Raw genomic sequence first — 24,739 nt, forward strand, 5'->3', positions numbered from 1 at the left:
AGAATCGGGCTGCGTGCCGCCATGGCGGTGCGGTGGTGAGACGCTGCACGGGGTCGCGTGCACAAGGCGGATGACGCGACCCGTACGGGGAGGTGGCAGGCAAGTGGTGGATCAGCTGACACAGCACGATCCGCGCCGGATCGGGCCGTTCGAGGTGCTGGGACGGCTGGGTGCCGGCGGCATGGGGCTGGTCTATCTCGCGCGCTCGGCGTCCGGCAGGCGCGTGGCTATCAAGACGGTGCGCACCGAGCTGGCCGAGGACCAGCTCTTCCGTGTGCGCTTCACACGTGAGGTCGAGGCCGCGCGCGCGGTCTCCGGCTTCTACACGGCGGCCGTGGTCGACGCCGACCCGCGCGCGGCCGTGCCGTGGCTCGCCACCGCATACGTGCCCGCACCCTCCCTCGAGGAGATAGTGACCGACTGCGGGCCGCTGCCGGCCCAGGCCGTGCGCTGGCTGGCGGCCGGCGTCGCGGAGGCGTTGCAGTCCATCCACGGGGCGGGCCTGGTGCACCGCGACCTGAAGCCGTCGAACGTGCTCGTCGTCGAGGACGGTCCACGGGTGATCGACTTCGGTATCGCCTCCGGGGTGTCGAACACGCGGCTTACGATGACGAACGTCGCCGTCGGCACCCCGGCGTACATGTCCCCCGAGCAGGCGAAGGACTCGCGCAGCGTGACGGGGGCGAGCGACGTCTTCTCGCTCGGCTCGATGCTCGTCTTCGCGGCCACCGGACATCCCCCCTTCCACGGCGCCAACCCCGTCGAGACCGTGTTCATGCTGCTGCGCGAGGGCCCGGACCTCTCGGGGCTGCCGGACGAACTGCGTCCGCTGATCGAGTCCTGCATGCAGATGGAGGCGACCGGCCGTCCGAACCCGGCCGACCTCCAGGCGCAGCTCGCGCCGCACCTCTTCGGCTCGGGGTCCGACGACAGCGGTACGGCGTCCGCGTGGCTGCCCGAGAAGGCCGTGGGCCTGATCGAGTCGCGCCGGGGCGGGCGTCCGGCGGTGAAGCCGTCCTCCTCGGGCAACCGCAGCGGCGGGGGCGCCCGCCCGGCGGTGCCGCCTCCGCCCCCGCACCCCCCGGTGCCGGTTCCGGTCGGGGCGCCCGACGCCGGACCGGTGCGGCTCGCCGGTGCCGCCGTGCCCATCGGGCCCGGGCCGCGGGTCGCCGACGCACGGGCCGCCGCGGTCAAGGCGCCGCCCCCGGAGGCGGGCCTGGTCGCTTCCTGGTCCCGCCCGGGTCCCGGCGTCAACGGCCTGGTCGGGGCCGCCGCGGTCGCCCCCGCGATCGCGCCCCCGGAGAGCGCCTCCGGATGGCGGCCGTGGCGCTTTCGGATGTCGAACGACGTCTGGGGCACCCCTTCCGTCGCCGACGACCTCGTCTACGTCACGTCCTTCGAGGTGCACGCGCTGGACGTGGCGACGGGCAGACGCCGCTTCAAGACCCGGGACGTGGCCTGGTCGATGGAGGTCGCGGACGGCCGCGTGCACGCCTCCGACGGGCCGACGCTGTTCGCCCTGGACGCCCGTGAGGGCTCGGACCTGTGGCGGCTGTCCATGGACGGCTGGGTGTACTCCCTCAAGGCCGACCGCGGCACGGTCGTCACCGGCACCCGCGGCGGCGGCGTCCAGGCGTGGGAGGCGTCCAGCGGGCAGAAGCTGTGGGAGATCACCGGTGCCCAGACGGACTTCGAGTCGCCCGAGGCCGGACCGGTGGTCCACGACGGCACGGTGTACGTGTGGAAGGACGCCCGGCTGCGGGCGCTGGAGGCCCGTACCGGCGAGGAGCGCTGGTCCTACCCGATCGGGGACGCCGCCTCGTGCGGCGGTGTCCCCGTGCGCCTGACGCAGGCCGCGGACGGCTATGTGTACGTCTCGGCCGGCACCCGGGTCCTTGCCGTCGAGGTGTCGAGCGGAATGGTGCGCTGGCACTTCGAGGCGCCGGCGGTGTTCCTGTGCCCGCCGACGTTCGTGCCGGGTCCGGCGGTGACGGGCGGCGGCATCTATCTCGCGGACTACCTCGGCACGGTGTACGCCCTCGACGCGGCGGACGGCCGCGACCGCTGGCGCATCGCCACCGAGTCGCGTGCCGCGATCGAACCGGTCCTGGTGGCCGCGGGGCACGTCCATGTGGGCAGCGGCAAGGGCCTCTACACGCTGGACGCGGTCACGGGCACCCCCAAGTGGCGCTTCCAGGCGGGCGGCGACATCGTGGGCTCCCCGGCGGTGGCCGAGGGCCGCATCCACTTCGGCTCCACGGACCATCTGCTCTACACGCTGAAGGCCGACGACGGCCGGCTGCGCTGGAAGCTGGCGACCGGGGGCGAGATCACCGGTGCGCCGGTCGTCAAGGACGGTGTGGTGTACGCGTGCAGCAAGGACCGCTGCGTGTACGCCCTGGACGCGGAGAAGGGGACGGGGACGGCCCGGACCACCTGAGCCGGTGTGAGCCGGACGGCCGTCGCACCAGGCCTGACGGAAGGGGCGCCGGACGGCGGCCGTCACCGCAGACGCTACGCCGGGTGCGTGAGTCGTGCCAGACGGTGGCGGTCGGGGTGGGATGTCCGAATAACATCGCGGCCGAGCGTCCTCCCGGGCCCGCCCACCCTCCACCAGTCCCTCCTCGACCACCCCTCCCGTGCCGCCCACGACCTCTCGGCCCTGCGCCTGGTGGTGACCGGGGCGGCCGTGGTGCCGCTGCGGCTGGTGGAACGCCTGCGCGCCGAGCTCGGTGTGGAGACGGTCCTGACGGCGTACGGCCTGTCGGAGGCGAGCGGTTTCGTGACGATGTGCCGCAGGGGGGACGAGTCGTCCGTGATCGCGACGACGTCGGGCCGCGCCCTGCCCGGCACGGAGGTACGGGTCGCCGACGCGAGCGGTCGGCCGGTGGCTCCCGGCGTCCCCGGTGAAGTGCTGGTCCGCGGCTTCAACGTCATGCAGGGCTACTTCGAGGACGAGCGTGCCACGGCCGAGGTGCTGACCCCCGAGGGCTGGCTGCGCACGGGCGACGCGGGCGTGCTGGACGCGCTCGGCAATCTCCGTATCACGGACCGGCTCAAGGACATGTTCATCGTCGGTGGCTTCAACGCCTACCCGGCCGAGATGGAGCAACTGCTCGGCCTGCACCCGGACGTGACGGAGGTCGCGGTGATCGGGGTACCGCACGCCCGCCTCGGAGAGGTCGGCAAGGCGTACGTGGTCCGTCGCCCCGGGGCGGTGCTCACCCGCGACGACCTGATCGCGTGGTCCCGCCGGGAGATGGCGAACTACAAGGTGCCGAGGGCGGTGGAGTTCGTACGGGAACTGCCGCGCAACGCGAGCGGCAAGGTGGTGAAGGGCGAGTTGCGGGGACGGGCCGGCCGGCGGGGCTGAGCGCGGCGGTTCAGGACGGGCGGTTCCGGTTCAGAGCGCGCCGTCCGGTCCGCAGGTCACCGGGGCCGGAGCGCGGTGGGAGCCCACACCGGCGCCGACGGGCCGGGGTCCCCGGCCGAAGGGCTCGATCCGAGCGGGGCCGGGTGCCGGGGCGCCACCGGGGCGGCGGCCGGCCGGGGCGTCGGCCATGATCACGGCGAGTACGCACCAGAACAGGACGTCGATCCGGTCCAGGTTGGCCGGATGGTCCAGCATGCTCATCAGGAAGAACCCGGTCAGCGAGGCGAGCCCGACGGTGCCGACGACCGACTTCGTACGGGCGGCGCGCGCCGCGGTGGCCAAGGCGATCAGCGCGACCAGGGCGACCGCGAGCAGACCGAGCGGCCCCGCCTCCACCAGCCAGTTGAGCCAGAGGTTGTGGGCGTGGACGAAGACCCGGTCGCCGGGCGCGGTGGCGGATATGACGGCGCCCGACCGTCCTAGGCCGACGCCCAGCGGATGGTGGGCGCCGATCTCGAGAGCCGCGGCCCAGGCCTGGCCCCGTACGCCCAGTGAGTTCCCGGCCCTTGACACCGCCCAGATGACCCCGGACGCCAGGAGCAGGGACAGCACGCCCAGGACGGCGAACAGCCGCCGCTGCGCCCGCTCGGCGAGCCGGGGTGCCAGCCAGTAGGCCCCGCCGAGCACCAGGAGCCCGGCGGCACCGGCGACATATCCGGCGCGGGAGAACGTGGTCAGCAGGGCCCCGTATCCGACGAGCACCAGGACGACGATCGCGGTGCGCGCCGTGCGGTCGTCGACGGAGACGGCGGCGAGCAGGACGAACGGCAGCAGGAGCACCAGGAAGGCGGCCAGCAGGTTCGGGTTGGAGAAGGTCCCCGTGGCCCGGATGAGCACACCGTTCCCGCCCGCGTCGCAGGCGACGTCGGTGAGCAGGCCGGTACGGCAGAAGCCGGTCGGGATCTCATTGGTCACCTGGGAGAAGGCGGTGGTGCTCGCCGCCGCGAGCCCGGCCACCGCGAGCACTCCGATGGCGCGCCACGACGGGGGCTGGGTGCGGCGCAGTCCGACGACCAGGTAGTAGCAGACGACGACGGTCAGCAGTCCGCGCAGCGGCGCCGTGGGGTGCCCGCCGGCGTACGTGGTCGCCGCCGCGGCGAGGAGCAGCAGCACGACGGGCAGGTCGAGCCGGGTCCTGAAGTCCGGGAGCCGGGCCCGCCGCCGGCCCGGGACGGGTACGACCAGGGCGATCAGCCCGACCACCAGGGCGAGCCGTGTCGGTGTGAGGATCCCGACGAGCGGGTCGTCGGGGAAGAAGTCGGTGGCGGCGTCCATCAGCACGACGGCCACCACGGCGAGCGGGAGGAACTCAGCGATCGCCGTCGGCAGCCCAGCTCCTGCCGACGTGCTCCGGTCGGATGCCATGGCACCTGAGCGTGGCCCCCGGGTGCGACGGGTGGATGTCCGGCGGGCGAACGGGGCGGAGAGGGCTTGCGGCCGAGGCCCCGCCGCTCTCCGCGGGCCGACGGCGAGCGGGTCCGCGACAGCCGGTTCACCGGCTTGCCGATCTCGGCGGGGCACGGTGTGCGTGCGGGGCGGCTGCCTGCGCACCACCGTGATCCGTTCGACCGGATACTGGTCGCCCAGGCCCAGATCGAGGCCATGACCCTGGTGACCCGGGACAAGTGGATCCCGGAGTACGACGTGCGGGTCATGGTCGTGTGAGCGCCGGGCGCCGGTACAACCCTGCTCGTGACACACCACGGCCGCGGCGGCTCCCCCTCCGCGCCGCCGCGGCCGATCCCCGTGTGGAGGTAAGTCCGGTCAGGCCTTCTCGTCCGTGGCGTGGACGTTGTCCGGCGTGGCCGTGCCGGTGCCCTCGCCCTTCAGGTCGAGCGGCTCGCTCGTGGCGTGGACGTTCTTGACCGTGACCGGTTCCTCGGTCGCGTGGACGTTGTCCGTGGACGCGTCGCCGGTCGGCTCGCCGGTGGCGTGGACGTTGTCCGTGGTGTTCTGGTCGCTCATCTCGCTGACTCCCCTGTGTTGTGCGCTGGTTGAGCAGGATCCGCCCGGCAACTCCCCCGAGGGTTGCCGGACGGATCTGCTGGGCCGGTACACCTTAGAGGGGCCGGCCGGCCGCCGCTCCGTCTGCCCCCCGATGCGACGGTTCGACACAGCCAAGAGTGCTGTGCGGCGATAAACGAATGATGAACGTCTGCTCCCGGGCGGCGATCCGCTTGGACTCAGGCGGCGGACGCGACCTTGAGCAGCCCTCTGACCTCGTCCGCTTCCGGTGCGCCCAGCGCCTCCAGGAGTTCGAGGGCCTCGCGCCAGCACACCTGGGCACGGTCCAGCTGGCCGATCCCGTTGAGGGAGCGCCCCAGCACCGTGAGGACATTGGCGTGCCGCCATTCGCCGCCGATGCCGCGCAGCAGCGTCAGGGCCATCTCGGCGTTCGGCGCCGCCTGGGCGGGGCGCCGGGCGGCGAGGTCGAGCTCCGCGAGGCGGAACAGCGTCATGCCTTCCCACAGCCGCTGCCTGCTGTCCCGGAAGACCCACAGCGCCTGGTGCAGGCATTCCGTCGCCTCGGCCAATTTCCCGCTCTGCGTGAGGGCGAGGCCCAGTGCGTACCGTCCGTTGGCGCCCTTCAGGGCGTGCCCCATGTCGTCGTACATCGTCGTGCCCTGCCGTGCCAGTTCCACGGCGGTCTCCGTGCGTCCGGTGGCGAGGTGGACGCGCGAGAGGTTGCACAGCGCGCTCGCCTCGCCCGGCCGGTCCCCGAGCGCGCGGAAGTTCTCGATCGCACCCGTGAGGTGCACCTCGCCGGCGTCGTTCCGGTTCTGGTAAAGGGCGATCACGCCACTGATGTTGGACGACCAGCAGGCCGTGAGCGGGTCGTCGGCGGACCGGGCCAGCTCATTGGCCGACTGTGCCTCCTCGATGGCCACGTCGAACCGGCTGCCGTTGTGCTGGTGCACAAAGGCCAGCGCCGTCAGCGCCCGTGCCTCGGTACGGGGGTCGCCCTCCTCCCGGGCGACATCCCGCAGGAGCGCGGCCACGGCCTCGTACTCCTTGGAGTTGGCCCCGGACTCGGCCAGGTCGACCGCCGCCCACAGGACGTCGACGGCACGGCGCATCATCCCCGTGCGCATGGTCTGGCGTACGCACGCCAGCAGGCAGACCGCCTCCGAATACAGCCAGTCCTGGGCGGGGTGCCGGTCCGAGAAGGTCAGCCCCGGATATGCGGCGTGCTCCAGGTGGTCCACCAGCCGGTCCCCCGGCCGCTCGATCAGGTAGACCCCCGAGACGGTCGCCAGGTAGAAGTCCAGCAACCGCGACATCGCCGCGTCCCGCTCGCTCGGCGGATGTTCGTCCCGCTCGGCGCAGGCACGCGCGTAGAGGCGGACCAGGTCGTGGTAGCGGTACCGGCCGGGCGCGGCCGACTCGAGCAGGGAGGTGTCGACGAGCGACTCCAGCAGGTCCTCGGTGTCGTCCACCGGCAGGTCCAGTACCGCCGCGGCCGCCGCCAGGGAGATGTCAGGGCCGTCCGCCAGGCCCAGCAGGCGGAACGCGCGGGCCTGGGCAGGCTCCAGTTGGCCGTAGCCCAGTTCGAAGGTGGCCTTCACCGCCAGGTCTCCGGCCTGGAGCTCGTCCAGGCGGCGCCGCTCGTCGGCCAGCTTCGCCGCAAGGACCGAGACCGTCCAGGTGCGCCGGGCCGCGAGGCGGGACGCCGCGATGCGGATGGCCAGGGGCAGGAAGCCGCACGCCGCCACCACGTCGAGCGCCGCCTTGCGCTCCGCGGCCACCCGTTCCTCGCCCACGATCTTCGTGAACAGGGACAGCGCCTCGTCCGGGGACATCACGTCCAGGTCCACGAGATGCGCGCCCGCCAGGTCCACCATGCGCACCCGGGAGGTGACCAGGGCCGCGCAGCCCTCCGTGCCCGGCAGCAGCGGGCGTACCTGGGCGGCGTCCTTCGCGTTGTCCAGCAGGACCAGGACCCGACGGCCGTCCAGGACCGAGCGGTACAGCGCCGCCCGTTCCTCCAGCGAGTCCGGGATCGCAGAGTCCGCGGTGCCCAGAGCGCGCAGGAAGGAGCCGAGGACCGTCTCGGGTTCCGCCGCCCGGGGGCCCGCGCCCTGCAGGTCCATGTACAACTGCCCGTCCGGGAAGGCCGAACGCGCCTGGTGTGCCACGTGCACCGCCAGCGTCGTCTTGCCGACGCCGCCGATCCCCGCCAGCGCCGAGACGGCCATCACCCTGCCCTCGGCCGAGGCCAGGACCTCTCCCAGCTCGGCGACGAACGACGCCCGGCCCGTGAAGTCCGGAACGGTGGCGGGCAGTTGCGCAGGCCGGACGGGTGCGGACGAGACCTCCTGCGCCGGGGCGGACGGTTCCGCGAGGCTCGGATCCGCCTGGAGGATCCGCTGCTGGATGTCCTTCAGGCCGGGACGCGGGTCGACTCCCAGCTCGTCGGCCAGCAGACGCCGTGTGTCGGCGTACACCGCCAGCGCCTCCGCCTGGCGGCCCGAGCGGTACAGCGCCACCATCAGCAGCTCGCGCAGCCGCTCGCGCAGCGGGTGCGCGGCCGTCAGGGCGGTGAGTTCGGAGACCGCCTCGGCATGGCAGCCCTGCTCGAGGTCCATGTACAGGCGGGACTCGAGGAGTTGCAGACGCCACTCCTCCAGGCGGGTGCGCTGGGTGTCCGCGTACGGTCCGGGCACGCTCGCCAGCGACTCCCCGTCCCACAGCGCCAGCGCCTCGTTCAGCAGCTGCCGTGCGTGGCACAGGTCCCCGGCGTTCTTGGCCTTCTCCGCCTCCGCTGCCAGCTCCTGGGCGGCCGCGACGTCCAGGGAGCGGGCGTCGCCCAGCCGCAGCGCGTAGCCGCCCGACTCGCTGACCAGCACTCCGGGCGAGAGGACCTTGCGCAGCCGTGAGGCGTAGGTCCGCACGGCGGCCAGCGCGCGCGGCGGCGGCTCTTCGCCCCACAGTGCGTCGATCAGCTCGGACGCGGTCGCCGTACGGCCCTCGCGCAGCAGCAGCGCGGCCAGCAGGGCACGCTGCTGCGGCGAGCCCGTGGCCAGCAGCTCCTCTCCGCGCCACGCGCGCACCGGCCCGAGCACGCCGAAGCGCAGCGTCGCCGATTCCTCGGGACCCCGCTGCTGCGGCACTCGCGGTACACCCTCCATCGCTGCCCCCAGGCCCCCTGCCGAACCGTCCACAACCAGGAGGCCAGTTTGCCTTGTTCATGGCGGATACGTCAGCCATGGGAGACAGCGATCACAACCCGCCGGGTGGGACATCACACTGCCCACACAAGTTCTCTCCACGCATCGCCGGGCCGGAGTGGTTCCACGAGTAGCTGACGGGTCGTCAGATCGGCGCTACCGTGACCGTATGGAGACCTCACAGTCCAACGGAACCAGCACCTTCCCGAAGATCATCTCCGTCGACGACCACACGGTGGAGCCCCCGGACGTCTGGCAGGACCGGCTCCCGCGGAAGTACCGCGACACGGGACCGCGCATCGTCCGGGCGCCCCTGAAGGAGATGTCCTTCCTGGGCGGCAGGTTCGCCCCCGTCATGGGCGCACCGGGCGACGACGGACCGGTCGGCGACTGGTGGGTCTACGAGGATCTGCAGCGCCCCCTGACCCGTCTGGACACGGCCGTCGGGTACAGCGGGGACGAGATCAAGCTCGAGGTCATCACATACGCGCAGATGCGGCCCGGCTCGTACGACGTCCCCCGGCGCCTCGCCGACATGGACGTCAACCACGTCCAGTCCGCGCTCTGCTTCCCGACCTTCCCGCGGCCATGGCCGCCAGGAAGGGCCTCGGAGTGCTCGGCTTCAGCATCCAGAAGGTCTCCGACATGGAGTGGGTGCTCGAGCAGTACAAGACGGCGATCGTCGACGCCGAACCCGTGTGCGGTGCCCCGTACACGACCCGGTTCCTCGGGGACTGTCTGCGCGGCCGGAGGCTGGTGCCGCTGGAGCAGGCCGTGAAGATGCTGACGCACGACCCTGCGCAGCTGTTCGGGCTGCGGGAGCGGGAGCGGGGCCGGGTGCGGGAGGGCTTCCATGCGGACCTGGTCCTCCTCGACCCGGAGCGCGTCGACGCCGGTCAGGCCACCCTGGTGCACGACCTGCCGGGAGACAGCCCACGGCTCGACTCCAAGGCGATCGGGATACGGGCGGTCTGGGTCAACGGCGTGGTGGCGATCCGGGACGACGAGGTGACCGGGGCCGTGCCCGGCACGGTGCTGCGCTCCGGGCGGGACACCAGGACGGTGAGCACGACGTGACGCAGCGGCAGCGGCTGTTCGTCGGCGGTGCCTGGGTGGAGCCCGACGACGGCCACTACGAGGTCGTCGACCCGGCCACCGAGCAGACCGTCGGATGGGCGCCGGAGGCCTCCCGGAAGCAGGTGCACGCGGCGGCCGCGGCGGCCCGTGATGCCTTCGGGCCGTGGTCGCGGAGGTCCCCGGAGGAGAGGGCGGCCGTCCTCGCCCGTGCGGCGGACGTTATGCAGCGCAACCTCGTGCCGTACGCCGACCTGGCCCGGGCGGAGAGCGGTGCCACGACCGGTACGGCGCGCGGGATGCAGGTCGGGGTGGCGGTGGCCCGGTTCCGCCGGTACGCACGGGTGGAACCGGCGGAGCGGCCGCTGCCTCCGCAGATCAACGAGGCGGGGCCGTTCGGCGGGGCCGCCGTCCTCGGCGCGCTCGCGGTGCGCCAGCCGGTGGGTGTGGTCACCTGCATCACCTCGTACAACAACCCCTGGGCCAACCCGGCGGGCAAGGTCGCGCCCGCGCTGGCCGCGGGCAACACGGTGGTGGTGAAGCCGGCGCCGCAGGACCCGCTGTCGGTGTACCGCATGGCCGAGGCCCTCCAGGAGGCGGGCGCGCCGCCCGGCGTGGTGAACGTGGTCGGCGGCTCGCGCCCGGAGGCCGGCGAGGCGGCCGTGGACTGCCCCGACGTCGACATGGTGAGCTTCACCGGCTCCACGGCCGTCGGGCAGCGCATCGCCGAGGTCTGCGGCCGTTCCATGAAACGGCAGTTGATGGAGCTGGGCGGCAAGGGCGCGGCGCTCGTCTTCGACGACGCGGACCTGGACGCGGCGGTGGCGGGGATCGGGACGACGTTCTCCTTCTACAGCGGCCAGATCTGTACGGCGCCCACCCGGGTGATCGCACAGCGGGGTGTGTACGACCGCCTGGTGTCCCGACTGTCCGGGTACGCCCGCCATCTGACGGTCGGGGATCCGCGCGAGAGGGCCACGGTGGTGGGTCCGGTGATCTCGTCGGCGCACCGGGACCGGGTGGAGTCGTATGTCCGACTGGGCCGCAAGGAGGGTGCGCGGCTGGTCGCCGGGGGCGAACGGCCGCCCTGTGAGCGGGGCTTCTACGTCGCTCCGACGCTTCTCGCGGACTGCACCCCCGATATGCGGGTGGTCCGCGAGGAGATCTTCGGACCCGTGGTCGTGGTCGTCCCCTTCGACGACGAGGAGGAGGGGGTGGCACTGGCCAACGACAGCGACTACGGCCTGATCGACTACGTCTGGTCCGGGGATGTGGCCCATGCCTTCCGCGTCGCCCGGCGTCTGCGGGCGGGCGGAGTCGGCGTGAACACCGTCGGCCGCAACATGGAGGCGCCGTTCGGCGGTTTCAAGAGGAGCGGGGTCGGCCGTGACGTCGGCTCCTACGCCCTGCACGCCTACAGCGAGTTGCAGGCGATCGTCTGGCCGGGCTGAGCGACCTTCAGTCGTCCAGGTCCACCCGCACGGTGAGCAGCCCGGTCCCGAACGCCCGCACCGCCGCGCTGTTCAGACGGGGCAGCGCCTTCAGCCGGACCAGGGGGTCGTCGTCGGGGAGCACATGGGCGGTGCCCGGGTGCCAGCGTCCGGCGATGCGGACACGCACCCGTGGATCGGCGCGGAGGTTGCGGATGTACTGGGACCGCTCGCCGTGCTCGGAGACCAGCCAGAAGGAGCCGCCGACGCGGCGCCCGCCCAGGGGGGTCCGGCGCGGCAGGCCCGAGACACGTCCCGTGGTCTCCAGGAGCGTCTGCAGCGGCATGCGGCGCTGCACCGGATTCACGACGTGCCGCTGGAGTGCCGTGATCGCACGGTACTTGAGGTCGGTGAAGCCCGGCATGGTCCCGTGTCCCCCTGACGACGTGAAGGGCGATCCGCTCCACGCAGTCTCGCAGACCTCGTGCGGGGGCGCGCGGTAACCGGCCATGCGCCCCCGGTGGGCCTACGCCCGGCCCAGGAAGACCGGGTTCGTGAACGCGGCCAGGACGCCCGGCAACGGGCCGACCGCCGTCTCGTGCCGCAGCTCCGCGCGCACGTATGCCGCGTACTGCGCCGTCGTGTGCCACTCGACGGTGCCCGAGCCGGTCACCGGCAGCGGGTCGCTCGTGAACAGCACGCCCTGGTCGGTGACGAAACGGACCGAGCAACGGGGCACACCCTGCGCCTCGAGGCGGACCGTGACCGGGGTGTCGCGGTCCACCCGCAGCCGTTCGCCGATGCCCGCGTGTTCGCCGCGGCCGCCCGCCGCGGTGAACGTCAGCGAGACGTTCTTCGACTCGGCGACGTAGGAGCGGCCCGCGCGGATGCCCTCCTGGACGGCCTCCCTGGTGAGGTCGTCGGCGAGGACGACCGTCTGGGGGGTGCCGATCGCGTCGGGGTCGCGGTGGGCGTCGCTGTTGCCCATCGCCGGCAGCCACCTGCCGTGCCCCTCCCGGACAGCCGCCACCAGGGTGTTGTCCCACTCCGCCAGCGTCACCTCGTCGTCCGGCGTGTACGGGCCGTTCCACACCTCCAGCGCGTCCGCCTCGCCGAAGCCGAACTTCCAGCCGCAGCCGATGCAGGTGGCGTGCGGATGGGCCGGTACGACCAGGCCGCCCGCCCGACGGATGTCCCGGGCGAACCGCGCCCAGCGGTTGTCGCCCGCCCGGTAGCGCCAGTCGACGAACGTGCCCGGGTCGGTACCCAGCGCCAGTACATGGCCGTTCCGCGTGGTGACCTCCTCGCCGAGCATGATGAGCAGGTCGTCACCCGCCTGGTCGGCCCAGTGAGCGTGGGAGGAGTGGGTGTTGTGGTCCGAGGTGTTGATGAAGTCGAGGCCCGCGGCCCGGGCCAGCGCCGCGATCTCCGCGGGGGTGCGGCGGCCGTCCGAGTACCAGGAGTGCATGTGGCAGTCGCCCCGGTACCAGGCGCGGCCGCGGCCCTTGGCCCGGTTCGGCGGGTACACGGGCGCCGGGGTCCGGCCCTGCGCGCCGTAGGTGAGCGTGATCGTCACCTCGTACGTCAGGCCCTGCGGCGCCACCGTGTACGGGCCGAGAGCGATGTGCCAGGTGCCGGCGCGGACCGGGCCCGGGATGTACCCCGGGGTGGCGTCGTCCGCGCGGATGAAGAACTCCGTGCGCGCGCCGCCGGACCAGCCGCGGAAGCCCTTGCCGCCCAGTTCCGTGCCGCGCTCGTCGAAGACTCCGATGTCGAGGGCGTTGGCCTGGGTGCCGGCCGGGACGGACGGCCTGTCGTAGGTGTAGGAGACCTTGATCTCCCGGACGCCTTCGGGGACGTCGACCGGGAGGTAGACGAAGTCGGGGGAGCCGGTGGGCAGCGTGCCGCGCACCGTCTTCGTCTCCTGGTTGTCGGCCGCCTCCGCGGCGGGCCCGTTGGAGAAGCTCACGGTTCCCAACGTAAGCGCGGCGGCCGCACCCGTCACGAACAGTGCGCGTCTTCCGATGCGGTGGTCGTCCTCGCACATGCTGCTGCTCCCGGAGTGTCGGATGACGGGGTGGTGCAGAGATGGTGCTTCCCACTCTGGTGTTCACCCGTGAACTCCATTCCACGGGAAGCCGATCTGCAGCCGCGCGTCGGCGTAACAGGGGGTGCCCGTGCACTGCGGCGCCGTCCCACCGGGATGCGAGCGCCCTGTATGACCTGATCACCGCAAACGTATGCTCGGAGGATGACGACTTCCGCGACCTCCGGAACCGGACCCACCGAGAACTCCATGCGTCGCGCCCTGAAACGTGCTCGTGACGGAGTCGCTCTGGACGCCGCCGAGGCGACGGTGCTGCTCCAGGCCCGTGGCGGCGATCTGGAGGACCTGGCCGCCTCGGCCGCCCGGGTGCGGGACGCAGGCCTGCGGGCCGCGGGCCGACCGGGTGTCATCACCTACTCCAAAAGTGTCTTCATCCCGCTGACCCGTCTGTGCCGGGACAAGTGCCACTACTGCACCTTCGTCACCGTGCCGGGCAAGCTGCGCCGGGACGGGCACGGGATGTTCATGTCCCCGGACGAGGTCCTGGACATCGCCCGCAAGGGGGCGGCACTGGGCTGCAAGGAGGCGCTGATCACCCTCGGGGACAAGCCCGAGGACCGCTGGCCCGAAGCGCGCGAGTGGCTGGACGCGCACGGCTACGACGACACCATCGCCTATGTGCGGGCCGTGTCCGTCCGGATCCTGGAGGAGACGGGTCTGCTGCCCCATCTCAACCCCGGGGTGATGTCGTGGACGGACTTCCAGCGGCTTAAGCCGGTCGCCCCGTCGATGGGGATGATGCTGGAGACCACGGCGACCCGGCTGTGGTCGGAGCCGGGCGGACCGCACCACGGCTCCCCGGACAAGGAACCGGCCGTGCGGCTGCGGGTGCTGGAGGACGCGGGCCGTTCCTCGGTGCCCTTCACCTCGGGAATTCTGATCGGGATCGGTGAGACGTACGAGGAGCGCGCGGAGTCGCTGTTCGCGCTGCGGAAGGTGGCGCGCAGCCATCACGGCATCCAGGAACTGATCATCCAGAACTTCCGCGCCAAGCCGGACACGGCGATGCGGGGCATGCCGGACGCGGAACTGGACGAACTGGTGGCCACGGTGGCCGTCGCCCGGCACATCATGGGTCCGGCGGCCTGCCTCCAGGCGCCGCCCAACCTGGTGGACGGCGAGTACGAGCGGCTCATCGGCGCCGGTATCGACGACTGGGGCGGGGTCTCGCCGCTGACCATCGACCATGTGAACCCGGAGCGGCCCTGGCCGCAGATCGAGCGGCTGGCCGAGCGCTCCCGGGCTGCGGGCTTCGAGCTGCGCGAACGCCTCTGCGTCTACCCGGAGTTCGTCCGGCGCGGTGAGCCCTGGCTGGACCCGAGGCTGCTGCCCCACGTCCGGGCGCTGGCGGATCCGGAGTCGGGGCTCGCCCGTGCGGACGCGGTCGTCGAGGGGCATCCGTGGCAGGAGCCGGAAGAGGTGTTCCGGGCGTCGGGGCGCACGGATCTGCACCGCGACATCGACACCCACGGGCGCACCGGCGACCGCCGTGCGGACTTCGACGAGGTGTACGGCGACTGGGAGGCGCTGAGGGAGGCGGCCGTGCCCGGCATGGCGCCCGAGCGCATCGACACCGACGTACGGGCCGCGCTGCGCCGGGCGGCGGACGATCCGACGAAGCTCAGCGACGAGGAGGCGCTGGCCCTGCTGCACGCGGACGGTCCCGCGCTCGACGCGCTCTGCCGGGTGGCGGACGACGTCCGCAAGTCGGTGGTCGGCGACGACGTCACGTACATCGTCACCCGCAACATCAACTTCACCAATGTCTGCTACACCGGCTGCCGCTTCTGCGCGTTCGCCCAGCGCCGCACGGACGCCGACGCCTACACCCTCTCCCTCACCCAGGTCGCCGACCGTGCCCGGCAGGCCTGGGACGTGGGCGCCGTCGAGGTGTGCATGCAGGGCGGCATCCACCCCGACCTGCCCGGGACCGCCTACTTCGACATCGCGAAGGCGGTGAAGTCCCGGGTTCCCGGGATGCATGTGCACGCCTTCTCGCCCATGGAGGTGGTGAACGGCGCGACACGCACCGGCATGTCGATCCGCGAATGGCTGACGGCGGCGAAGGAGGCGGGCCTCGACACGATCCCCGGCACCGCGGCCGAGATCCTGGACGACGAGGTGCGCTGGGTCCTGACCAAGGGCAAGCTGCCGGCGGCCACCTGGATCGAGGTCGTGACGACGGCGCACGAACTCGGCATCCGCTCGTCGGCGACGATGATGTACGGCCATGTGGACCAGCCCCGCCACTGGCTGGGGCATCTGCGCACCCTCGCCGGCATCCAGCAACGGACCGAAGGGTTCACGGAGTTCGTCACCCTCCCCTTCATCCACACCAACGCGCCCGTCTACCTGGCGGGCATCGCCCGCCCCGGTCCCACGATGCGCGACAACCGCGCCGTCACGGCCATGGCGCGCCTGCTGCTGCATCCGCACATCCGCAACATCCAGACCAGCTGGGTGAAACTCGGCACCGAGGGCGCGGCGGAGATGCTCCGTTCCGGCGCCAACGACCTGGGCGGCACGCTGATGGAGGAGACCATCTCGCGGATGGCGGGCTCGTCGTACGGGTCGTACAAGTCCGTCAGGGAACTCGTCGCGGTGGCGGAGGCGGCGGGCCGCCCGGCGAAACCGCGCACGACGCTGTACGGCGAGGTCTCGCAGGAACGGCAGCGGGCGGCGGCGGCGTCGGACGGGCATCTGCCGGAACTGCTGCCGGTGTTGGACTGACGGGACGGCTGCGTTCGGCTCCTCCCGCCGCGGCCGGCGGCGGGAGGAGCCCAAACCCTGTGATGTTTCTGTGATGTTGCTCCGGGCAACGAACGAGGCGCCCGGGTGGTCTGAGGGGTGTGCCCAGGCACGGAACACCCCTCAGACTCCGACATCCGACAAGGAAGCGTTGATGAGACGTCCCGTCCGCAGAGCCGTATCCCGGGCAGTGCTCGGATTCACGGCGGTCGCCGCTCTGTCCGCCGGGTCCTTCGCCACTGTGCCCGCCTTCGCCGACGGAGGCACGCCGCTGCCGGTCGCCATCACCGGACCGAACCATGTGGACCTCTCGCTCCACGGGGACAACGGCGGCCCGTCCCAGCCGCAGGTCACCCTGCGGCTGGCCGCCCCCGGCAGTGACGAGCCCGGTGAAGGCGGCGGCGTCATCCCCGTCGCGCACAACGGCGACTACAAGATCAAGATCGATGCAAGCGGTCTCAAGGGCGTCGCAGCCGTGAAACTGCCCTGCCAGGCGAGCGGCCTCACCGCCGTCTGCGAGGGCAACGAGATCTACGCCGGGGAGCAGTACAACCGGCTCGGCGACATCCGCCTCGACATCGACGACGACAGCGCTGCGGGCGACTTCGGCTCCATCAAGGTCACCGGAGAGGGCGAGGGCGTCGACTTCGCGCCGCTGACCATCGATGTGCTGGTCGGCGGCCCCGAACTGCTCGGCCGCAAGCTCACCGAACCGGCTGGTCTCGCCGCGGGCGACACCTACCGGGCACCGGTCGGCTTCCGCAACGCCGGCGGCCTGGCGGCCGAAGGGGCCGTGCTGCACTTCCACGGTTCACGCGGCCTGAGCTTCCCCGACGGCTACGGCAACTGCGCCTACAAGGCGACCACCACCGGTTCGCTGCTGCATCAGGGCATCGACGCGATCTGCACCTTCTCCGGCACCTACCAGGCGGGCACGGCCTACGCACTGGCCGAGCCGCTGAAGGTGCGCACGGCCGGCTTCGCGCTCAACGACGTGTTCAGCTACGGCTTCTCCGCGGTCGAGGCGGGGAAGGCGAAGGCCCTGCTCGCGGGGGACGGCTACACACCGGGCACCGGCGCGCCGCTGACCCTCGAGGAGGTGCCGGGCGCCGCGTCCGACTACACCCGCTACACCGATCTTGACCTCCCCAGCCACAACACCTACGACCTGGTGCTGACCGGTGCCTCCCTCCGGGGCGAGGCGGGGGACACGGTGAAGGCGGACATCGGATTCCGCAACGACGGACCCGCGTGGATCAGCGCGCTGCGCTCGGGCGGCGAGCCGATCTCCTTCTCCGTCGCCGTGCCCGAGGGCGCGACGGTGACCAAGAGCCCCGACCGCTGCACCTTCACCACCATCGAGGCGGGCACGAAGGGCTACCGCTGCCAGGTGGACACGCCGCTCCTGGAGAACACCAAGGTCGCCTTCCCCTTCGAGCTCCGCATCGACAAGGTCGTGAAGAACGCCCGGGGCAAGGTGGCGCTGCCGTCCTGGGACAACCCGTTCGAGACCGAGCGGTCCAACAACACCGCCTGGATCGTCCTGAACGGCCCCGACGACGGGCAGGGCACGGGAGGGCCGTCCACCGGCGGGCCGTCGGGCAGCCCCAGCCCCACGGCCTCCGCGGGTGACACCTCCGGTTCCTCCGGCACCGACGGCGGCTCCGGTTCCGCCGGCTCGGCGGGTGGCCCGGGCGACGAGGCGACGGGTTCGGGCGGTGGACTCGCGTTCACCGGTGCAGGTGGCGCGCTGCTCATCGGCGGGGCCGCCCTCCTGGCCCTCGCGCTGGGTGTGGGAGTCGTCCTGGTGGTGCGCCGCAGGGCCGCCGCCTGACGCACGGACGTCCATGTGCGCCGCCCGTGGCCACGGGCCACGGGCGGCACACCGTGTCGTCCACCCCGCGTCTTCTCCCGGTCCTCGGCCGGGGCGACCCAATGTGCGAGAGCTGTCCACCGGTGTGGCGCGCCTGACTCCTCGGTGTCCTGAATCGACCGTTCCTGTTCTATTACAGTGCTGGACTGTCGACGTGCGGACGGTGCCCCGAGGAGGACTGGGTGGGTGCGACAGCCGGTGCCCCCTGGGGCCGGACCGAGCAGCAGGACTTCCGCAGCCGCGTACGCGGAACGCTGCTCGGCGTGGCCGTGGGTGATGCCTTGGGCGCCCCTCTGGACGGGCTCTCCCTGGAGGAGATCCGCACGGCCTACGGTCACGAGGGGCTGAGCGACCTCGCCGACGAGCACGGCCGGCGCGGCGCCATCACGCACCTCACCCAGCTCAGCCTGTTCACCGTCGACGGCCTCATCCGCGCCCAGGTCCGCCGTGACACCGGCGCCTGGCACCCGCCGACCGATCTCCACCGCGCGTATCTGCGCTGGGCGGCCACCCAGCGGGACTGGGGCCCCGACGAGCGCCGCGAGGACGACGGCTGGCTGGCCCGCGAGGAGTGGCTGTACGACCGCCGTTCCCCGGCCCGGACCTGTCTGACCGGCTTCGGCGACGAGACCATGGGCACGCTGGACGCGCCCAAGAACCCCGGCGAGCAGGGGCCCGAGGCGGCCGCCCGTTCGGCGGCCTTCGGACTTCTCGTCGGCTGGGACCCGCAGCTCGTGCTCCAACTCGCGGTCGAGTGCGCCGCGCAGACGCACGGGCACCCCACCGCCTGTCTCGCCGCGGGCGCGTACGCCGTGATCGTGCACGCCCTGGCGCGCGGCGAGAGCCCGGACGCTGCCGTGCAGCGGGCCCTCGCCCTGCTCGCCCCGCGGCCGGGGCAGCAGCCCGTCGCCGACGCGTTGCAGCATGCGCTGGGCGCGGTGCGGCAGGGCATGCCCACACCGGCGCGTATCGAGGAACTCGTCGGGGGCGGTGGGGCGGACGGGACGCTGGCCGTCGCCGTGTACTGCGCGCTGGTGGCGGAGGACGCGCGGCACGGGCTGTGCCTCGCGGTGAACCACGGCGGCCCGTCGGGGGCCGCGGGCGCGCTGACCGGCGGACTGCTCGGGGCACTGTACGGCGAGACGGCCCTCCCGCCGGCCTGGCTGGCCGAGCTGGAGGGCCGTCCCACGATGCTGGTGCTGGCGGACGACTTCGCCATGGAGATGACACAGGGCGCCGCCCTGCACGGCCCCACCGGGTCGTCGCAGGGGTGGCTCGTGCGCTACCCCCGGGCGTAGGGCCCGCCGTTCGGATCATGCCGGGGCCGGGCGAAAGGCGCGTCATCTCCCAGCCGACCTGATCCGAACGACAGACCCTGGTCCCGTACCTCGTCGTCCCTCAGGTGCCCGACGACGTGGTGGTGCCCGGGCCGGGGGCCACGGCGTCCGCCGCCGGCACCGCGGCAGTCGCCCCGTCGTCGTCCGTGTTCAGCTGCTCGATGATCGCGTCCCGCTCCGGGGTGTCCTCCGGACGCACCAGACCGATCACGATGTACAGCACCAGCGAGATCACCATCGGCAGCGACACCTGGTACTCCAGCTTCACGTCCGTGCGCTGGGAGAAGTCCAGGTTGTAGTTGACGAAGAAGAACGCCAGCAGGCCGGCCGCCCAGCTGATCAGCGCGGCCGCGGGGCCGGACTTACGGAACGGCCGCAGCAGGCCCAGGATGAACGGGATCGCGATCGGGCCCATCAGACCGGCCACCCACTTGATGACGACCGTGATGATGTCCTTGAAGGTGGGGGAGTTGACCTGGGTCGCCACCGCCATGGACAGGCCGAGGAAGGCGACCGTAGTGACCCGGCCGGCGATCAGGCCCGTCCGGGAGGTCCATGTCCGCGCCGCCTTGGAGAACACCGGCACCACGTCCCGGGTGAACACGGCGGCGATCGCGTTGGCGTCGGAGGAGCACATGGCCATCGTGTGCGAGAAGAAGCCCACGACCACCAGGCCCAGCAGGCCGTGCGGCAGCAACTGCTCGCTCATCAGACCGTAGGCGTCCGAACCGTCCGGCTTCTGCGCCGTCACCAGGAGCGGCGCCAGCCACATCGGGATGAAGAGGATGACCGGCCACACGAACCACAGGCCCGCCGACAGCAGCGCCGACCGCGTCGCCTCCTTCGCGCTGCCCGTCGCCATGTAGCGCTGGGCCTGGTTCCACATGCCGCCGTTGTACTCGAAGAGCTTGATGAAGAGATAGGAGATGAAGAAGACCGTCAGATAGGGGCCGGCGAAGCCGTCCCCGTGACCGTGGAGCTTCGGCGAGTCCAGGGCCTTGGACAGACCGCCCTGGTCGGAGATCTTGTTCAGCGCGATGACCAGCATGGCCAGACCGGCCAGCAGCTGGATGACGAACTGCCCCAGTTCGGTCAGCGCGTCCGCCCACAGGCCGCCGATCGTGCAGTACACCGCGGTGATGCCGCCGGTGATGATGATGCCCTGGGTGAGCGTGACCCCGGTGAAGACGCTGAGCAGGGTCGCGATCGCCGCCCACTTGGCACCGACGTCCACGATCTTCAGCAGAATGCCGGACCAGGCGAGTGCCTGCTGGGTGGGCACGTTGTAGCGGTCCTTGAGGTACTCCAGCGGCGAGGCCACGTGCAGCCGTGAGCGCAGCCGGTTCAGACGCGGCGCGAACAGCTTCGCGCCGATCAGTACGCCGATGGCGATGGGAAGCGCCCAGGTGACGTAGGACGTGATGCCGTAGGTGTAGGCGATGCCGGCGTACCCCGTGAACATCACGGCGCTGTAGCCCGACATGTGGTGGGAGATGCCGGACAGCCACCACGGCATCTTGCCGCCCGCGGTGAAGAAGTCGCTGACGTTGTCGACGCGCTTGTGGGACCAGAAGCCGATCGCGGTCATCACACCGAAGTACGCGATCAGGACGGCCCAGTCGAGACCGTTCATGTGCCCCCTCCAGGGGTCCGCCTTGTGAACCTGCAGATACCGGACGGCACTTCGCCAGTAGGTACACACGGGCGGCGCCCCCGTGCGGGAGCGGGGGACTTCGGGGATTGAACCGCTGGTCAGGTGGTCGGTCAAGACCTTTCTCGGTCACGGATATGAACTCAGATCAGAAAGCAGAACGATTTTACCGTCTCTTGACCTGTACGGCGGTTGTCGTGCTCGTGACGAGGAACACACCATGAGCGGGCACTTCGCCAGTGGGAAACATCCGATGGATCGGGAACGGGCTTACGGGATGCGGGTCCCGGGCGGCCCGGAGGGGAGCCGCCGTTGCACGGAACATCCACCCGCCCGGTCGTCCTTGGAGCCGCTCCGGGGACCGGCCGGACTACCGCATGAGTTCTCCGGCGTTCACGAGCAGGGACTGGCCCGTGATCGCCCGCGCCCGGTCCGAGGCGAGGAACACCGCGGCGTCCGCCACATCGCCGTCCGTTGCCAGTTCGGGCAGCGCCATCCGCTCCGTCAGGCGGTGCTTCACATCCGCCTCCGGTACGCCCTCGGTGTGTGCGGTGAACTGCACATAGGCCTGGACGGGTGGTCCCCACATCCACCCGGGCAGCACCGTGTTGACCCGGATCCGGTACGGTCCGAGCTCCCGGGCCAGTGAGTACATCGCACTGGTCAGCGCGCCCTTCGAGGCCGCATAGGCCGCCTGCCGCACCTGGGACGGCGCGGCCACCGACGACTGCGTGCCGATGAACACGACGGAGCCGCCGCACCTCTTGAGGGCTGGCAGACACGCCCGCGTCATGCGCAGCGTGCCGAGCAGGTTCACGTCGATGACCGAGTGCCAGGTGGTGAAATCCGCTTCCTGAAGGCCGCCGAAGTGGCTGTCCCGGGCCGCGACGTGCACCACCGCGTCGATCGCCCCGAACCGGTCGACCGCCAGTGCCGCGAGGGCCTCGCACTGCCCCTCGTCGGTGATGTCCGTCGCGCGGAACGCCGTGTGGGCGCCGTCCGGGTCGAGTTCGGCGGCCGACTCGGCGAGGTTCGCCTCCGTGCGCGCCCCGAGCACGGCGTTGCCGCCGTCGCGCACCACGGCCGCGGCGACCTGGTGTCCGAGCCCGGCGCCGACCCCCGACACGACGACGGTCCTGCCCTGGAGCAGTGACATCGAACCGACCGCCCTTCCTCCCGGCGTACCGCGCCTCTGGCGCTTTTCCTGACGGGCCGTCAGGGTATGGGCGAGCGGCGGATGAAGGAAGGGGAGCGGCATGGGCGAGCGGACACGCAGCGAGTTGTACGGGGAACTGGCCGCCGTGGGCCCCTACGGAGTCCACCCGGGCCATGCCCTGATCACCATGGTGGAGCCGCACCCCGGTCACGAGTACGCGTACAGCCGCTGGTACGAGGACGACCACTACTACGCGGGCGCCATGGCGATGCCGTGGATGTTCGCGGGCCGCCGCTGGGTCGCCACCCGGGACCTCCAACTTCTGCGCGGCCCGGAGCGGTCGGCCGTCGCGCAACCGGTGACGGCGGGGTGCTATCTCTCCACGTACTGGGTCACGGACGGCCGCTACGACGACCACATGCGCTGGACGGTGGCCGTGAACAAGCGGCTCAACCGAGACGCCCGCGTGTACCGGGACCGCACCCATGTCTTCACGGCCTTCCAGGACCACGAGGCGACGGTCTACCGGGACGGTGCGGCGGGTCCCCGGGACTTCCACGCGCTTGACCACCCGTACGCGGGCCTGGTCCTGGAGGTCGTCGACGCCGACGGGCCCGAGGAGCGGGCCGCGTTGCTGGAGTGGCTGTGCACCCGCCATCTGCCGCGGCGCCTCGCCGGCTCCCCCTCCGCCATGGTCACCCTCTTCCGTCCGACCCCGCTGCCGGGCGACCGTATGACCTATGTGCAGCAGGTGGAGGGAGTGGACATCCGTCTGACCCTGCTGTGGTTCCTGGAGAAGGACCCGAGGGAGTGCTGGGACGAGCACTTCGCGGGCCTCGACGGGGCGGTGGCCGAAGGCGGTCTCGGGAGAGTGGAGTTGGTGGCGCCGTTCGTCCCCACGGTGCCGGGCACGGACCGGTACGTGGACCGGCTCCGCTGAACCGCGCGGCGCGGACGCCGCCTCGGGCGCCCGGAGCCGGCCGGGCCCCTGGGAAGGAGTGAGCCCCCTCGGCCGGGACGGCGGGCCAGTCGAGAGGGCTTTCGGAGATCTTTGTGGAGTTGTACTGCTCGTTGCTACTTGATCCCCTCCACGAAGGCGTTCCAGGCGTCGGCGGGGAAGGCCAGGACGGGGCCGTCCGGAACCTTGGAGTCCCGTACGGCGAGTGCCGCCGCGATGGGCGACCTGACCTCGACGCACGCGCCGTTGCCCGCCGAGTAGGACGACTTGGTCCACGTTGCCGTGGCCCCCTGAAGTACTGCCATGTTCACTCCGGTAGCGAGTTGCTGAGTTGCTGTCGTCGCCTTGCGGGAACCTGGATGGTGCCCGCGATGCGATTCGCGCCAACTTGTTTGTCTGATGGCGTGATCGAAGCTACTCGTCGACATCCCTGCTCGGAGGAGTCGTTCACTCGACCGGATGGCATATTCCAGTTGGCCCTTACGCGTGAAGGTTGCGCTGGTGTAAGATCCGCCGCTCCTTCGCGCAAGGGCTCAGCGCGCGTACTCCTTCGCGGTATCAGTGATGAATTGCCGCGACTGGTCGACGTTCAGGGCCTGCGCCCGCAGATGCTCGTACATCACCGCGTACTTCTGGACGTCGTGCGCCTTCTCCAGATACAGGTCGCTGGTGACGCCCTCCAGGTACACCACGCTGGAGTCGGCCGCGTCCGCGAACTCGAGGATCGCGTACTGGCCGTTGAGCCCGGGATGGGCCCCCACACCGAAGGGCAGCACCTGCACGGTGACGTGCGGGAGCTGGGACATCTCCGCGAGATGCTCCAACTGCTCGCGCATCACCAGGTTGTTCCCCACGACGCGGCGCAGAGCCGCCTCGTCCAGGACGACCCACAGGCGCAGGGGGCTGTTCTCGGCGGCGATACGTTCCTGGCGGCGCATGCGCACCTGGACGCGCTTGTCGATGTCCGCCGCCGACGTCTCCGGCAACGCCCCCTGGATCAGGGCCTCGGCGTAGGAGCGCGTCTGCAGCAGACCGGTGATGATCTGCGGTTCGTACACCCGCAGCGACTCCGCGTCGGTCTCGAGTCCGATGTAGACGCTGTAGGGGATGTCCCCGAAGGCGTGCCACCAGCCCTGCTGGCGAGAGTCCCGCGCCATCTCCATCAGGGACTCGACGACACGCTGGTCCTCGACCTCGTAGACCCCGCACAGATCGCGGACGTCACGCTGACTGATGCTGCGGCGGCCGTTCTCCAGACGGCTGATCTTCGACTGCGAGACCAGCAGGCGTTCCGCGACCTCTTCCGCCGTCATGCCCTTGACTTCACGGAGCCGGCGCAGCTCCTGGCCCAGCCGGCGCCGCCGGACGGTGGGATTGACATTCGACGCCACGGGACGTGCACCTCCGGCTGCGTGCCTCTGCTGCTTTGCGTATCTGCCGTTGAGCAGATTGCCACCAAGGTGCTTTCTACCGCTGGGAAACACCGGATATGCGCAGCCCGCGCACCACTTGGGCGGCAGTCGGCCGGATGCCGCGGCCGACGGTGTCCTGGACGACGCCCGTCCCGGGCCGGCCGGCGGGGTGCCGTGCGCGGCGGAATCCTACGGCGCGGCCGCATGCGGCCGCGCGGGGCGGTGGGACCGTGTCGTCGGACGTACGGTCTCACCGCCCCGCGCGGACCGGCGGCTCCCGAACCGGATCTCGGGGACGGATCGCGCGCCTGCCGGGTCGTGCGGTACCTGCCGTACCGGTCCTGCCGGTACGGCCGTTGGTGGTGCCGTGGTCCCGGCGTGCCGTGGGACTG

Annotated in this window: 15 protein-coding genes and 5 pseudogenes; 11 read left to right on the forward strand and 9 right to left on the reverse strand. The window is 71.6% G+C overall.

The features are described from left to right. Positions 1-103 precede the first annotated feature (103 nt). Together RCR19_RS20855 and RCR19_RS20860 are read left to right on the forward strand one after the other, a co-directional pair. Positions 104-2,440: a PQQ-binding-like beta-propeller repeat protein gene (locus RCR19_RS20855; protein WP_331266505.1), complete on the forward strand. Its 2,337-nt coding sequence runs from the start codon at positions 104-106 to the stop codon at positions 2,438-2,440. A 144-nt stretch (positions 2,441-2,584) separates the two neighbouring features. Further along, a pseudogene (locus RCR19_RS20860) lies at positions 2,585-3,373 on the forward strand (AMP-binding protein); the annotation flags it as partial. Positions 3,374-3,403: 30 nt separating this feature from the next. On the opposite strand, the gene RCR19_RS20865 reads toward RCR19_RS20860, so the two are convergent. After that, the gene (locus RCR19_RS20865; protein ID WP_331266506.1) at positions 3,404-4,798 is read right to left on the reverse strand and encodes an O-antigen ligase family protein; all 1,395 of its coding nucleotides are present in this window, start codon (positions 4,796-4,798) and stop codon (positions 3,404-3,406) included. Between the two features lie 105 nt (positions 4,799-4,903). Here RCR19_RS20865 and RCR19_RS20870 point away from each other — a divergent pair. Further along, positions 4,904-5,098, forward strand: a pseudogene (locus RCR19_RS20870) (type II toxin-antitoxin system VapC family toxin); the annotation flags it as partial. A 99-nt stretch (positions 5,099-5,197) separates the two neighbouring features. Here the strand turns inward: RCR19_RS20870 and RCR19_RS20875 are convergent. Next, on the reverse strand, positions 5,198-5,398 hold the full coding sequence (locus RCR19_RS20875) for a hypothetical protein (protein ID WP_331266507.1): 201 nt from the start codon (positions 5,396-5,398) through the stop codon (positions 5,198-5,200). 218 nt (positions 5,399-5,616) lie between these two features. Further along, positions 5,617-8,562, reverse strand: coding sequence for a BTAD domain-containing putative transcriptional regulator (locus RCR19_RS20880; RefSeq protein WP_331266508.1), 2,946 nt, complete (start codon positions 8,560-8,562; stop codon positions 5,617-5,619). A 208-nt stretch (positions 8,563-8,770) separates the two neighbouring features. On the opposite strand from RCR19_RS20880, the pseudogene RCR19_RS20885 reads away from it, so the two are divergent. The 4 genes and pseudogenes from RCR19_RS20885 to RCR19_RS20900 all read left to right on the forward strand — a co-directional run. Then, positions 8,771-9,187 (forward strand): annotated as a pseudogene (locus RCR19_RS20885) (amidohydrolase); the annotation flags it as partial. Then, positions 9,181-9,300 (forward strand): annotated as a pseudogene (locus RCR19_RS20890) (LLM class flavin-dependent oxidoreductase); the annotation flags it as partial. The pseudogenes RCR19_RS20885 and RCR19_RS20890, both read left to right, overlap by 7 nt. Beyond that, positions 9,298-9,678 (forward strand): annotated as a pseudogene (locus tag RCR19_RS20895) (amidohydrolase family protein); the annotation flags it as partial. The pseudogenes RCR19_RS20890 and RCR19_RS20895, both read left to right, overlap by 3 nt. Further along, the gene (locus tag RCR19_RS20900) at positions 9,675-11,126 is read left to right on the forward strand and encodes an aldehyde dehydrogenase family protein (protein WP_331266509.1); all 1,452 of its coding nucleotides are present in this window, start codon (positions 9,675-9,677) and stop codon (positions 11,124-11,126) included. The pseudogene RCR19_RS20895 and the gene RCR19_RS20900, both read left to right, overlap by 4 nt. A 7-nt stretch (positions 11,127-11,133) precedes the next feature. Here RCR19_RS20900 and RCR19_RS20905 read toward each other — a convergent pair whose 3' ends face one another. Further along, on the reverse strand, positions 11,134-11,529 hold the full coding sequence (locus RCR19_RS20905; RefSeq protein ID WP_331266510.1) for a nitroreductase/quinone reductase family protein: 396 nt from the start codon (positions 11,527-11,529) through the stop codon (positions 11,134-11,136). Between the two features lie 102 nt (positions 11,530-11,631). Beyond that, positions 11,632-13,152, reverse strand: coding sequence for a CehA/McbA family metallohydrolase (locus RCR19_RS20910; RefSeq protein WP_331266511.1), 1,521 nt, complete (start codon positions 13,150-13,152; stop codon positions 11,632-11,634). A 204-nt stretch (positions 13,153-13,356) separates the two neighbouring features. Between RCR19_RS20910 and RCR19_RS20915 the strand changes: the two genes are divergently transcribed. The 3 genes from RCR19_RS20915 to RCR19_RS20925 all read left to right on the forward strand — a co-directional run bounded on the left by RCR19_RS20915 (position 13,357) and on the right by RCR19_RS20925 (position 19,131). Further along, positions 13,357-15,942: a bifunctional FO biosynthesis protein CofGH gene (locus RCR19_RS20915; RefSeq protein WP_331266512.1), complete on the forward strand. Its 2,586-nt coding sequence runs from the start codon at positions 13,357-13,359 to the stop codon at positions 15,940-15,942. 172 nt (positions 15,943-16,114) lie between these two features. Beyond that, a complete protein-coding gene (locus RCR19_RS20920) occupies positions 16,115-17,794 on the forward strand; it encodes a hypothetical protein (protein WP_331266513.1) in 1,680 nt (559 codons plus the stop codon). Between the two features lie 221 nt (positions 17,795-18,015). Continuing rightward, on the forward strand, positions 18,016-19,131 hold the full coding sequence (locus RCR19_RS20925; protein WP_331266514.1) for an ADP-ribosylglycohydrolase family protein: 1,116 nt from the start codon (positions 18,016-18,018) through the stop codon (positions 19,129-19,131). Positions 19,132-19,231: 100 nt separating this feature from the next. Here RCR19_RS20925 and RCR19_RS20930 read toward each other — a convergent pair whose 3' ends face one another. Further along, on the reverse strand, positions 19,232-20,803 hold the full coding sequence (locus tag RCR19_RS20930; protein WP_331266515.1) for a sodium:solute symporter family protein: 1,572 nt from the start codon (positions 20,801-20,803) through the stop codon (positions 19,232-19,234). 388 nt (positions 20,804-21,191) lie between these two features. After that, complete coding sequence (locus RCR19_RS20935; RefSeq protein WP_331266516.1) at positions 21,192-21,977, reverse strand: SDR family oxidoreductase; 786 nt, start codon at positions 21,975-21,977, stop codon at positions 21,192-21,194. Positions 21,978-22,077: 100 nt separating this feature from the next. Here RCR19_RS20935 and RCR19_RS20940 point away from each other — a divergent pair, with 100 nt between their 5' ends. Beyond that, positions 22,078-22,917, forward strand: a complete 840-nt coding sequence (locus RCR19_RS20940; RefSeq protein WP_331266517.1) for a hypothetical protein — start codon at positions 22,078-22,080, stop codon at positions 22,915-22,917. Positions 22,918-23,051: 134 nt separating this feature from the next. Here RCR19_RS20940 and RCR19_RS20945 read toward each other — a convergent pair whose 3' ends face one another. After that, positions 23,052-23,240 carry a DUF397 domain-containing protein gene (locus tag RCR19_RS20945; RefSeq protein ID WP_331266518.1) on the reverse strand — a complete coding sequence of 63 codons (189 nt, stop codon included), beginning with the start codon at positions 23,238-23,240 and terminating at the stop codon, positions 23,052-23,054. Between the two features lie 228 nt (positions 23,241-23,468). Next, on the reverse strand, positions 23,469-24,326 hold the full coding sequence (locus RCR19_RS20950) for a helix-turn-helix transcriptional regulator (RefSeq protein ID WP_059130574.1): 858 nt from the start codon (positions 24,324-24,326) through the stop codon (positions 23,469-23,471). Positions 24,327-24,739 lie beyond the last annotated feature (413 nt).

This window comes from Streptomyces sp. WAC07094 (genome assembly GCF_036320405.1).
Classification (GTDB): Bacteria; Actinomycetota; Actinomycetes; order Streptomycetales; family Streptomycetaceae; genus Streptomyces; species Streptomyces lannensis.